The following is a 12,695-nucleotide window of genomic DNA, read 5'->3' as shown; positions in this document are numbered from 1 at the left end:
TTATATCAAGATGGACTTTGACCATTACCGTTGAGCGCGTCTCGATGGGGAAAGAGGGTCTTTATGAGTTGCGTTAATTGCTCACGGCCATACACGATGCGGCTCGGAGCCAGCCCCTCTTCATCAGACTGAGGCTCTGCTGCCCCATTGTTCGCTGCCTCAGCGACTTCTGGCTCGTTACTCGGATGGGCAGATGACGTAGCCTGACCATTACTGGCGGCTGAAATGTCTGTGTCAGTACCGGGAATGCCGTGGAGCGATCGCGCTGTTAACACCCCTCCAGCAGCGATCTGCGGATTGAACAAGGAACTCTCAGCACCGATACAGGCGTGTGGGCCGACTAACCCCCAACCAACAATCAAAACGCCGCTGCCCAAGTTGACCCCAGCACCAAGTACCAACTTGCCCCCGGCAGCTTGCACAATCACGCCCATCCCAATACAAACCCCTGAGGCAATGACCAGTTGAGCGCCGGGAGCCGCTTCTAAAACAACTCCAGCCGCGATCGCCACATCAGGCGCAATTTCGACATTGGCCCCGATGTAATAATCGCCGATGGCTCGTGGTTCATGTGCCTGCACCATGCAAAAAGTGACTAGGGTCGTTGAATTGTGGTCTCAAGTACCCGACGTTTAGCGTGGGGATCGATGCCAATCAATCGAACATATTCCCCAGCGTGAGACGCCAAACCAGACTCCAGGGCAGATAGCACGGCAGACGGATTCTGGCCCTCAATCATACCGCCCGTTTGCCAAGCGCCACTTCGGTAGCGCCGGACATCCGCATGTTCCAGACTGATGCGATAGCCCTGCCCCACGAGCTGCCGCACCTGCTGCACGACATCCTCGCTCAAAGGCTGGTGACCATGATGGCGACTGCCATTGGCTGGGGGGGATGCCGCCGCGTAGGTCGAGCCGCCAGATGTAGACGCACCATTGCTGCCATCGCTGGCGGAGTGACCGTTGTTCCCCGCTTGGCCAGGACGATTAATGATCGTGGGTGATAAGCGTTTCTTCGCAGTCGGGTCGATCCCAAAGACGCGCACATATTCACCAGCATGTTCTTGAACGCAGGCATTCAGCGCGGCCAGCACTTCACTTTCGCGAGTGGCCTCAATCGGCGAGCAGGTTTGCCACACATTGCTGCGAAATCGGCGCGCATCAGCATGTTCGGTGCCAATTTTGAGCCCCTGGCTTAACAATCCGCGGACTTGCTGTACGGCTTCGCTAGAGAGTTGACCGCTGGGGGCCGCAGTAGCTGCACCGTTCCCTGCATAGCTAGAAGCAGGGGTGGTGGTCGAGCCGCCAGGATTGCCCAGAGACACTGGCCCGTCGGGGCGCTGAATGGTGACGGGCGAGACGCGTCGCTTGGCAACGGGGTCAATGCCAAACATGCGGACATATTCGCCTCGGTGCTCGCTGACGCAAGCCTGCACTGCCGCCATGGCTTCGTGCTCGCTGCTGGCCTGTACGGGTGAGCAAGTTTGCCACACGTTGCTCCGATACCGGCGCACATCAGCATGTTCTAAACCGATGCGGTAGCCCTGGCTCAGCCAGTTTCGAACGTGGTGGCTGAGGTCACCGCCAGTGGCACTGGTGGGGGTGTTGCCGCCGCTGCTGTAGCTACTTGTCGGGCTGGTGTGACCGGCATTGGGGACGGCGCGAGTCTGTACGGCTACGGGTTTGCCATCAGGCCGCTGAATCGTGGTGCTGGCAATGCGCTGTTTGACTGCAGGGTCAATTCCAAAGAGCCGCACATACTCCCCGGTGTGCTCTTCTAAACAGGCTTCTAAAGCGGTCAAGACATCGCCTTCACGAGTGGACTGAATGGGGCTACAAGTTTGCCACACGTTGCTCCGGTAACGACGAGCATCCGCATGTTCGGTGCCAATTTTGTAACCCTGGTTGAGTAGTTGCCGCACCTGTTGCACGATGTCGGTCGTCAGTCTTTGAGGTTGCATGATCTTAGTTCCGTTGTCTTGAGCGATAGAGGTTAGCGGTGCGCGATCGTGCTGATCGGCGGCATCAGACGGCTGCGATGACATCATGACGGCCTGCCCATAGCCTGTCCGCAGCGCTTGATTAATGGTGGTGAGTTCGGCCACAAAGGCGAGATCTGGAGGTTGGGCATCGGCCAAGCGATCGGCCTGGTCTTGCTGCGTGATCACCGCGCCCGAGGGGACTACCTTGCCAGGGGGAATCTCGACATCCTGCACTAGGGCGTGCATCATCACGATGCAACCAGCGCCTAAGCGAGCATTAAAGATGGTCGAGCGGAAACCGACAAAAGCCTGATCGCCGATGTAAGCTGGCCCCTGAATAATGGCTTTGTGCGCAATACAGACGTTAGCTCCAATCCAGACTGCATAAGACTTATCATCATCGCCCAGGACTCTGCCCTCGCGCAAAGCCTGGATCAGAACTCCATCTTGAATCGCCGTGCCCGCCCCCAGGCTGAACACCACATTGGCATCGGCCCGAATGGCCGCACCTGGTGCCACCAAGACATCATCGGCAATCCGGACATCGCCAACGACCTCGGCAAAATCATGCACGATTGCTGTCGTGTCAGCCGCTAGTCGCCCGAATCCAAGAGACCCAGGCGTCTGCAGAGCTACTGCGCTTCGGGTCACCATAAACCCGATCCCTCCCTTAATTTATCTGCCCTCTCGCGGCACTAGCGCACCTGGGTCTGCAAAAGGGGTCGGCACAAAATATGAGCCGTCCCCTCAGACCTGGAAGGATTTAACTGAAATCGTCACGCTTGTTGTACAACGTGCCGGAGCTCAAAGAGACCGTATCGACAATGGCGATCACTGCCGCATCAACCGGGCGATCGTGGTAGCCCTGATGTTCCCGGGCACCGCTGCCGCGGGTAATCAGCACCCATTCTCCCGATCCCGCACCGACGACGTCAGCCGCGACTTCATAGTCGGGTAGCGGCTCCCCCGTATCACTGATGAGCTGCACCAGCAAAAACTTGACGCCACTGAGGCTCGGCTCTTTGCATGTACTCACAACCGTGCCGCGAACTTTAGCCAAAAGCATAAAAAGCGTTTACCTAACGGCCATAGGGGCGAATACCACTAACGCTCTCGCGGAACTGTTCCACCGCTTCGGTGTACCGAATGGGCAACACAAACTCCAGGTTTTCGTGAGGCCGAGCGATGATGTGAGTGGAGAGCACTTGACCGCCATTTACCCGCTTCACATTTTCTACACCGGCAGCGACGGAGGCCTGTACCTCAGAAACGTCGCCACGCACGATGACAGTCACGCGACCACTCCCAATTTTTTCGTAGCCCACTAGGGTCACCCGAGCGGCTTTCACCATGGCATCAGCAGCTTCTACAACAGCTGGAAAGCCTAAAGTTTCAATCATGCCAACCGCGATAGCCATAACGCTAACTCCTTTGAATTAATAATGAATTAAGTTGCTTGAAAACACGACGAGAATTGGCTCTCAGTCCAGCCATTTTGGTTGTACCGTATCCCCTGACGTTCGTCCGTAACCACGATGAGTTCTAGCGGAACGACGATGTCAACAATTTAGGAAACTCGGCAACGTGCCGGTATCGACGAACGATGGCGTTGGTTTTTGGATGGCTGCGGCGATCGCCCAGCAAAGGCATCGTCAGCAGGTCACTGGCATCCCCAAAAGCTCGCTTGCAATCGTCGGCCAGACTTGCCACTAAGATCTAGGTTCTAAACTGCTCTACAGCTTCGGTGTAACGGATGGGCAGCACAAACTCTAAGTTCTCATGGGGCCGAGCGATGATGTGGGTAGAGAGCACTTCGCCACCATTGACTCGTTTCGCACACTCAACGCCAGCGGAGACCGAAGCTTGCACTTCAGAAACGTCGCCGCGCACAATCACAGTCACCCGACCACTCCCAATCTTCTCGTAGCCCACCAAAGTCACCCGAGCTGCTTTCACCATGGCATCAGCAGCTTCAACAACAGCAGGGAAACCCTTGGTTTCAATCATTCCAACTGCAATAGGCATTTATCGTTATCTCCCTCTTAAGACGCTATGAGCCACTGCAACTCACTTGAAATAGTCACGAACCCTAAGCCTGACAAATAAGTATTAAGAAATACTGCTTGATTCAGAAGGTCCGGAAGTGGCTCACTCAAACTCCATGTAAATCAAGGATATGAGGCCGTTGTCACCTTGGCAATATAAGCCTTGATGATTGTCCTTAATATGAAATATCAATGCGACTAATGAAATGTTTCGCAGACTTGGTTCACAAGTCGTTGCAAAGGCAGCAGTTGGCGCTCTCGATCGCCCGCAGAATCTCGTCACATTTTGTTGAGAAAATTAACGCTTCCATAGGTGGGGTGAATGCTGCAAACGCTTGAAAGCGGCCTGTTTGGCCGTTATCCAAATTCGGTTATGATAAACCGTATTCAGCCAGAAGATTGACCGGGTTGTCCGGCGCTCTGAAAGATGTTCGCGCTGTCGGATTGGTTGGCTCGCAGTTCATCGCTCTAGCGATCGTGATGCTGGAGGATCGTCAGGTAGGGCGCTGAATGCCTTGTCCTTCGAGTTTTGTCACCGTTGCCTCGATGGGAAGCAATGCTGCTGGTGGCGACGGTGATGGCTGGGAATATCCATAAGCGCAGAGGTCAATGGCAGATTTTTGGATGCAAAGCGGCTGGCTGATACCGGCCTATGGCTTGGTAGGGGCGATCGCCACTCTGCCCTGGTCGCTGGGGCTGGTTCGTCGCACGGGGCAGCGCCCAGCGGCGTATCTCAATCTGGTGATGACGCTGCTGGCCTTTGTCCATGGCGTGGGCGCGTTTCGGCGGGTGCGCGAGTATGGGTCGCAGGAGTTGAACTGGGATTGGTTTCAAATTACCGATTTGACCCTGCATGTGTCCTTCGAGCTATCTCGATTGAGCCTGGGTATTGTGCTGTTGATTACCGGCTTGAGTTTCCTCGCGCAGTTTTTTGCCCTGGGCTATCTCGAAAAAGATTGGGCCTTGGGGCGATTCTTTGGGCTGATGGGCTTCTTTGAAGCGGCGATGAGCGGGGTCATCCTGAGCAGTTCGTTGTTCCTGTCGTACTCCTTGTTGGAGATGCTGACGCTATCGACCTATCTGCTGGTGGGCTTTTGGTATGCCCAGCCGTTGGTGGTGACGGCAGCCCGCGATGCCTTTTTGACTAAGCGCATCGGTGACGTATTACTGCTGATGGGGATGATTGCGCTGTCGGCATTTGCGGGGAGCTTGCGCTTCAACGACCTGTATGAATGGGTCAAGGTGGCAGATTTGGCCCCTTTGGTCGCAACGCTGTTGGGGGTGGCGCTCATTGCTGGCCCGACGGGGAAGTGTGCGCAATTTCCCCTGCATCTCTGGCTCGATGAGGCGATGGAAGGCCCCAACCCAGCGTCGATTTTGCGCAATTCGGTGGTGGTGACCTGTGGGGCCTATGTCTTAATCCGCTTGCAGCCCATTGTAGTGCTGTCTCCGATCGCGTTGGATGTGCTGATCGGCATTGGCACCATAACGGCGCTGGGGGCGTCGTTGGTGGCGCTGGCGCAAGTCGATATCAAGCGGACGTTTTCCTATTCCACGAGTGCCTATTTAGGTTTGGTCTTCATCGCCGTCGGTACTGAGTGGCCGGGGGTGGCCCTGACGATTTTGCTGACCCATGCGATCGCCAAAGCGTTGCTCTTCATGAGCGTGGGGGCGATCATTTTGACCACCAACTGCCAAGACCTCACAGAGTTAGGCGGTCTGAGTCGCAAGATGCCCGCGACGACGGTGGCTTACATCACCGCTGGCCTGGGGATGGTGGGCATTTTTCCCCTGGGCTGCTTTTGGGGCTACACCCTGGGCATTGACTTTTTCTGGCAATCGCAACCGGCCCTGGTCGCTGTCTTTTTGCTGGTGAATCTGCTAACCGCGTTAAACCTAACCCGCGTGTTTCGCCTAGTGTTTTTAGGGGCGGCTCAACCCAAGTCGCGGCGGGCACCGGAGGTGGCGTGGCCCATGGCGGTGCCCATGGTGACTTTGGTGGGCGTGACGCTCTTGGTGCCCTTGGGAATGCACCAAATGGATCTGCTGCCGCCCTGGCGATATATCAATGTGACTGCCTTCGTGTTGCTGATTGCTTCCGGAGTAGCCGGGGTCGCGATCGGGGCGGCGATGCCGCTGAGTCAAGCATTGGCTCGGTCAACCCAAAAACCCCTGCGGATTCTGCAAGATTTACTGGCCTACGACTTTTACACCGAAAAGCTTTATCGCCTCACCGTTGTGGGGTTGGTAGAGCGATTGTCCTTGGCCAGCAGTTGGTTCGATCGCTACATCGTCGATGGGGTGGTCAACAGTATTGGGTTGGCGTCGCTGATGGGGGGCGAAAGCCTGAAGTACAGCGTATCGGGGCGATCGCAGGGTTACATCCTGACGATCGTGGTTGGGGTGGGCCTGTTAGTGCTCTTGACGACTTGGAGAATGTGGTAGGGCCAGAGCATGATGCTGAGTGCGTTAATTTTGATTCCCCTCGTGGGGACGGTCATCGTCAGTCTATGGCCCCACCACCGACCCGCTAAGGAGGTGGGGCAAGTCGCCCTGCTGGTGCAGGTGCTGTCTTTGGTGGGCGCGATTGTGGTCGCCACCCGGTTTGATATTCAGCAGCCCGACTTGCAGTTTGTAGAATCTCTGCCGTGGATCGATGCCCTGGGGCTGACCTATCAATTGGGGGTGGATGGTCTATCCATGCCGCTATTGGTGATTAATAGTCTGCTGGGGGCGATCGCGGTTTATGCCAGTGCCGCCACCATTCAGCGTCCCCGACTCTATTTCAGCTTGATGCTGCTGATCAATATGGCGGTGGCGGGGGCGTTTCTCGCTCAGAACTTGATTCTGTTTTTTATCTTCTACGAGCTAGAGCTGATTCCGCTGTATTTGCTCATTGCCATTTGGGGCGGGGCCAGGCGGGGCTATGCGGCCACCAAATTTTTGATTTATACCGCCACCTCTGGAATTTTGATTTTGGGCGGCTTTTTAGGGTTTGTCTGGTTGGGGGGCACGGGCTCATTCAACTACGATGCCACCCTGGCCCAATCGATGACCCTCTGGCAGCAGGGCACGATCCTCATCGCAATTTTGATCGGCTTTGGCATTAAGATTCCGCTGTTTCCGTTTCATACCTGGCTACCCGATGCCCACGTCGAAGCGTCGACGCCAGTGTCGGTGCTCTTGGCAGGCGTACTGCTGAAGTTGGGCACCTACGGCATCGTCCGTTTTGGGCTGCAAATGCTGCCGGATGCTTGGGCCTTCTTTGCGCCTTGGTTGGCGGTGTGGGCGGTGGTGAGCGTGCTCTATGGCTCGCTGGCGGCGATCGCCCAAACCGACATGAAAAAAATGGTGGCCTACAGCTCCATCGGTCACATGGGCTATATCTTGCTGGCGGCAGCGGCGGCGACTCCCCTGGCTATTTTGGGCACGGTGCTGCAAATGGTCAGCCATGGTCTGATTTCTGGGTTGCTGTTCCTGCTTGTCGGGATCGTTTACAAAACCACGGGAACGCGCGACCTGACGGTGCTGCGGGGACTGCTCAACCCCGAACGGGGACTGCCCCTGGTCGGGAGTCTGATGATTTTGGGGGTGATGGCCAGTGCGGGCATCCCCGGTATGGTGGGCTTCATTTCGGAATTTATCGTGTTTCGGGGCAGCTTTCTTACCTTTCCCGTGCCGACGCTGTTGTGTATGGTCGGCGCGGGCCTAACGGCGGTGTATTTTTTGCTGTTGGTCAATCGGGTTTTCTTTGGGCGGTTAGCGATCGCGTTGCCGAGCGACAAAGTCGAACCGGATGTGATGTTGCCGCCGGTCGCCTGGCGCGATCGCTTACCCGCGATCGCCCTGGCGCTACTCATCGTCGTCTTAGGATTGCAGCCGCACTGGCTGTCTCGCTGGAGCGAAGTCACCACCCTGGCCTGGCGATCGCCCAGTGTCGCCATCGCCCAGCCGCCATCGACGACACCACCATCAATGGCGGGCTTTGCACCGCTGCCGTTTACCCCCGATGTTACCGATGACTAATACGCTGTCTCCCAATCTGGTCAATGACCATCCGCTCCAGCCCTTTATCGAGCGGCTGCTCAAGGCTGAGGCGCTGTTGCCCGACACCGAGATCAACGTGCTAGAGGTGGTGGGCATCCTCAAAAGCTATGGCGTGGTGTTAGATGCCTATGCCGTCAATCTGAAATACATTGCGGATCATCAGTTTTTGCTGCTGTTTCCTTTCTTCAAATATTTCAATGGCGACATTACCCTCAACAAACTGTTGAAGCACTGGTGGCACGATCGCATTAACTATGAGTACGCCGAATACTGCATGCGCACCATGCTCTGGCACGGCGGCGGCGGTCTGGATGCCTATCTCGATAGTGACGAGTTCCAGCAAAATTGCGATCGGGCGATTCAGGCCAAGCTCAAGGGCAACTGGTTGATGCAGACGCTGCACCGCCTGTTTCCCGACTTTTTGCCAGAACAAGTGCGCCAGTCAGCCTACTACAGCGGCTTGGGTCAGTTTTGGACGGTGATGAGCGAAATGTTTCTCACCCTGTCGGATTTGTATGACCAACAGCGCATTACGTCGATCCCGGAAGTAGTGGCCCACATCAAGGACGGCCTGGTTGCCGCCGCCAGCCTCCCGATCACCTACAGCGTCGAGATCCGGGGCGATCGCCATGACCTATTGCCCGCATCGGCGGGCCTAACGTTTCTGATGGATACCGCCGTTCCCTATGTCGAAGCGGTCTTTTTTCGCGGCACCCCGTTTCTGGGCACGGTGTCTTACAACGCCCAGGTGCAGCAGATTTCTCCGGATCAGTCGCGCTTTGCCTATGGGGCGCTCTATGCCGACCCGGTGCCCGTGGGGGGCGCGGGCATTCCCCCCACCCTGTTGATGCAAGATATGCGCCATTTTCTCCCCGATTACCTGGCCGATTACTATCGCCAGGGCCTGCGCGGGGATGAAGATGTCCGGGTGCAAATTACCCAGAGCTTTCAAAAGTCCATGTTCTGCGTCACGTCTGCCGCTCTCCAGGGTCTGTTACCCCACCCCGCGACGACCGAGGTGCCCGCCGAACAGGCTGCCAATCAGGCGTTCTTGGCAACCTGGATGGATCGGCTGATGTCATCGCGACTGGCCGTTGTGCAGCTAGCCGAACGGTAGAGCCTTCCGGGAGCGGCCAGGCACATCACCCTTGACACCGACACACCACTCCAATGATGAAAACCTGTGGGCAGAGGGGACGGTTCCCTAGAACAGATCCTGACCTGATGGGGTGATCCGACAGGGAACCGTCCCCTGATCGGTTTATGGGTCGGCACCATCTCGTTGGTGCCGACTCAACTCTCAACCGTGACCCCACGCCAAAAGGCGACGTAGCCCTTGATGTTGTTCGCGGCAGATTTAGGCTCACGATATACCCAGGCGGCGTCAGGATTCGTTTGCCCCTCGACTTCTACGGTGTAATAGTTGGCCGTCCCTTTCCACGGGCAGAACGTCGTTTTTTCGCTGGGCTTGAAATATTCCATCTTGAGGGAATCGGGCGGAAAGTACTGATTACCTTCGACGACTTCGCAGCGATCGCTCTCAGCAAGCACGACCCCATTCCAGGTTGCTTTTGGCATCTTGACCATTTCTCCTAAACTGTCCAATCTGAGCATAAATCGCCGCATTCCAATCTGAGCATAAATCGCCGCATTAAAAAACGGGTACCCCATCCTTGACCAACGCCATCTTGCGACCACGCTCAGCCCCGCATTGGGTACCCGTCAGTTTAGACAATCAGTTGGCTTACTGATTGATTCCAGTCAATTGATATTCTGGCTGAGAACATGGTCTGCCATCAAGGGATTGTGATTAGGCTTAATGGAATCCTGTTGTACGATTGACCGCAAGCCTGCTTTGCTCTGAGTTGCCAGCCATGAACCAACCTTCCAGCCGCGTTTTACAAGTGTTAGACCAGCGCGATCGCGCCGGCATTGCCCAGGGCCAAGACTATGGGCAGATTCAATCGCTGCCAGAAATCTGGCCACTGGCCGCCGACCGCTATGGCAGCCAGTTGGCAATGAATGATCCCCACAATCAGCCCAGCGCGCAACTGACCTATCAGGAACTCTGGAGCAAAATCCAGCAGTTTGCCGCTGGGTTACAGGGGCTCGGCATGCAACCCGCTGCCCACGTTGCCCTATTTGCTGATAACAGCCATCGCTGGTTCATTGCCGACCAGGGCGTGATGGCCGCGGGCGGCATTGACGCGGTGCGAAGCGCCCAAGCTGAGACCGAAGAGCTGCGCTACATTGCCGAACACAGCGACAGCACTGTTTTGATCGTGGAAAATCTGAAGCTGTGGCGGCGGCTGAGCGATCGCTTTCAAGACCTGCCGATGCAGTTTGCGGTGCTGCTGTCGGATGAGGCCGTGCCGGAGTCGGTGCCGTTCAAAATGATCAACTTCACCCAACTGCTGGATATCGGTAACCAGCAGCCCTGGCAGCCGGTGCCCGTCACCGCAGACAGTTTGGCGACATTGATTTACACTTCGGGCACGACGGGCAAGCCCAAAGGGGTGATGATTAGCCACGCCAACCTGCTGCATCAAATCACGACGTTGAGCGCAGTGGTACAGCCGCAGATGGGCGATCGCGTGTTGGGACTATTGCCCACCTGGCATACCTTTGGCCGCACGGCGGAATATTTTCTCTATGCCAATGGCTGTACGCAGACCTACACCAGCATTCGCCACATCAAAGCCGACTTTCGCAACAGCCAGCCGCAGTACATGGTCGGCGTGCCCCGCATTTGGGAGTCCATCTACGAAGGCGCACAGAAGAATTTTCGTGACCAGCCCGCTAGTAAGCAAAAGCTCGTCAATACATTGTTGTGGTGCAGCAAGAAATATGTGCAAAATCGCCGGATCGCCAATGGTCTGAGCCTCGATCATCCCCACACTTCGGCCATTCGTCGGTTTGGCTCACGGTTGTTACAGGGCGTGGCGTGGCCCCTGCACAGGCTGGGGGAAAAGCTCGTTTACAGCAAAGTGAGAGAAGCGACGGGCGGACAAGTCAAGCAACTCATCAGTGGCGGCGGCTCCCTGGCCCAGCATATTGATTTGTTCTTTGAGATTGTCAATGTCCAGATTTTGGTGGGCTACGGCCTGACGGAAACGTCTCCGGTGATTTCGGCGCGGCGCATCTGGAGTAACTTGCGGGGGGCCTCGGGGCAGCCCATTCCCGGTACGGAGTTCAAGATTGTGGATCCGGAAACCAAAGCGCCCCTACCGCTGGAAGCCAAAGGGTTGGTATTGGTGCGCGGCCCCCAAATCATGCAGGGCTACTACAAAAATCCGGAAGCGACCCAAAAGGCGATCGACGCTGACGGCTGGTTTGACACGGGCGATCTCGGCTACTTGACCGCCGACTACAACGTTGTGCTGACGGGCCGGGCCAAAGATACCATCGTGCTGACCAATGGTGAAAACATTGAGCCGCAGCCCATCGAAGACGTGTGCGTCCAGAGTCCTTACATTGACCAGATGATGCTGGTGGGCCAAGACCAGCGATCGCTCGGAGCGCTGATCGTGCCTAATCTCGATGCGTTGCAAACCTGGGCAGCGGCGCAATCGCTGTATCTCGACGTGCCCGATCAATCAGCCGAGAATACGGCGGGCTGGGCCAGCATCACCCTCGATGATGATCGCGTACAAAAGCTATTTCGAGACGAACTGAACCGCCGCGTCAAAGACCGTCCTGGTTATCGCGCCGACGATCGCGTTGGCCCCTTCCGGCTCGTTGCCACCCCCTTCTCCATCGAAGATGGCACCATGACCCAAACCCTGAAAATTAAGCGCCCGGTGGTCACCGCCCGCTATCGCGATATGATTGACGGGATGTTTGCCTAAGCGCACTTCGGGGTTTAAATTTTCGCGGAAGTTTACGCCTCAGGACTTGCCTTCAGTCACATCCTCTGCCAATTTGGAGCAGTGCATTCTGCATCCCAGACCACTAGCTAGAGAGTATGGACGTGTCTCAACTTCAGCTCAAACGCAATATCACCATCAAAGCGATCGTGACCCCTCTATGGAAAGAGGAAGCGCAAAAACAGTTACAGAATCAAATTAATCAAGCCGATAGTCGCCTACAGCAGCTCGAAATGCAGAGTCAGCGAGTAGTGGCAGAAGTGCAAAAGCAAGCCGTCGATCCTGAAGATCCAGCGGTTAAGCAACAAATTTCTTCCGTGCAAAATAAGCTCAATCAAGATAAAAGCAAGCTGCTGCAACAAAAAAATCAGTTACTACAACAGCTCCAATCGGTGCAAACTCTGGAACTGGATCAAGAAGTCAACCAAGGCCAAGCAGAAAGCTTTTTCACCGTGACCCAAGGCGATAACCTGATCAAAAAAATGCAGGTCGAAATTCTCTTGCGCGACGGCGTCATCGAAGAAATTCGCGGCGAGTTGTAAAGTAACGGTTTGCCGTCCCATACCCACCTACTCGAAATCCTCCAAATCTCTTTAACCTCAATTTTGGAGGATTTCAATTTTTCTAAATTTAGCCGGCCAGTGCCAGTTTGAGAGTCAAGGGACTTGCGCGAAAAAAAATCCCCATGAACCGAGTTTCGACTTCGCTCAACTCTCGATACTGGCAGGTTGAGCGAAGTCGAAACCGGATTGAACG

11 protein-coding genes are annotated in these 12,695 nt (G+C 55.8%); 5 read left to right on the top strand and 6 right to left on the bottom strand.

Features of this window, described 5'->3' with window-relative positions; genetic code table 11:
- Nucleotides 1-5: 5 nt before the first annotated feature.
- The 5 genes from JUK32_RS04505 to JUK32_RS04485 form a co-directional block, all read right to left on the bottom strand.
- Nucleotides 6-584, bottom strand: a complete 579-nt coding sequence (locus JUK32_RS04505) for a hypothetical protein (protein WP_204137660.1) — start codon at nt 582-584, stop codon at nt 6-8.
- Nucleotides 585-595: 11 nt separating this feature from the next.
- On the bottom strand, nt 596-2,554 hold the full coding sequence (locus JUK32_RS04500) for a ribulose bisphosphate carboxylase small subunit (RefSeq protein ID WP_309224488.1): 1,959 nt from the start codon (nt 2,552-2,554) through the stop codon (nt 596-598).
- A 190-nt stretch (nt 2,555-2,744) separates the two neighbouring features.
- Nucleotides 2,745-3,047: a EutN/CcmL family microcompartment protein gene (locus tag JUK32_RS04495; protein WP_204137658.1), complete on the bottom strand. Its 303-nt coding sequence runs from the start codon at nt 3,045-3,047 to the stop codon at nt 2,745-2,747.
- A gap of 13 nt (nt 3,048-3,060) precedes the next feature.
- Nucleotides 3,061-3,399 carry a carbon dioxide-concentrating mechanism protein CcmK gene (locus JUK32_RS04490; protein ID WP_008318006.1) on the bottom strand — a complete coding sequence of 113 codons (339 nt, stop codon included), beginning with the start codon at nt 3,397-3,399 and terminating at the stop codon, nt 3,061-3,063.
- 298 nt (nt 3,400-3,697) lie between these two features.
- Entirely contained in the window at nt 3,698-4,006 is a 309-nt protein-coding gene (locus tag JUK32_RS04485; RefSeq protein WP_204137657.1) for a carbon dioxide-concentrating mechanism protein CcmK, read from the bottom strand.
- Nucleotides 4,007-4,635: 629 nt separating this feature from the next.
- Here JUK32_RS04485 and JUK32_RS04480 point away from each other — a divergent pair.
- From JUK32_RS04480 to JUK32_RS04470, 3 genes are read left to right on the top strand one after another with little or no spacing between them, the layout of a single operon-like run.
- The gene (locus JUK32_RS04480) at nt 4,636-6,471 is read left to right on the top strand and encodes an NAD(P)H-quinone oxidoreductase subunit F (protein WP_204137656.1); all 1,836 of its coding nucleotides are present in this window, start codon (nt 4,636-4,638) and stop codon (nt 6,469-6,471) included.
- A gap of 12 nt (nt 6,472-6,483) precedes the next feature.
- Entirely contained in the window at nt 6,484-8,052 is a 1,569-nt protein-coding gene (locus JUK32_RS04475; RefSeq protein WP_204137655.1) for an NADH-quinone oxidoreductase subunit M, read from the top strand.
- Nucleotides 8,045-9,190, top strand: coding sequence for a CO2 hydration protein (locus JUK32_RS04470; RefSeq protein WP_204137654.1), 1,146 nt, complete (start codon nt 8,045-8,047; stop codon nt 9,188-9,190). Before JUK32_RS04475 ends, JUK32_RS04470 begins: the two co-directional genes overlap by 8 nt.
- A 176-nt stretch (nt 9,191-9,366) precedes the next feature.
- On the opposite strand, the gene JUK32_RS04465 is transcribed toward JUK32_RS04470, so the two are convergent.
- Entirely contained in the window at nt 9,367-9,651 is a 285-nt protein-coding gene (locus JUK32_RS04465; RefSeq protein WP_204137653.1) for a DUF427 domain-containing protein, read from the bottom strand.
- A gap of 296 nt (nt 9,652-9,947) precedes the next feature.
- Here JUK32_RS04465 and JUK32_RS04460 point away from each other — a divergent pair, with 296 nt between their 5' ends.
- A complete protein-coding gene (locus JUK32_RS04460) occupies nt 9,948-11,921 on the top strand; it encodes an AMP-binding protein (RefSeq protein WP_204137652.1) in 1,974 nt (657 codons plus the stop codon).
- A gap of 116 nt (nt 11,922-12,037) precedes the next feature.
- Nucleotides 12,038-12,481 carry a YlqD family protein gene (locus JUK32_RS04455; RefSeq protein WP_204137651.1) on the top strand — a complete coding sequence of 148 codons (444 nt, stop codon included), beginning with the start codon at nt 12,038-12,040 and terminating at the stop codon, nt 12,479-12,481.
- Nucleotides 12,482-12,695: the final 214 nt, after the last annotated feature.

Origin of the sequence: Halomicronema sp. CCY15110 (assembly GCF_016888165.1) — a bacterium.
GTDB lineage: Bacteria > Cyanobacteriota > Cyanobacteriia > Phormidesmidales > Phormidesmidaceae > Halomicronema.
Note: the sequence above shows the minus strand (reverse complement) of the source record. Positions and strands in the feature narration are given on the sequence as shown.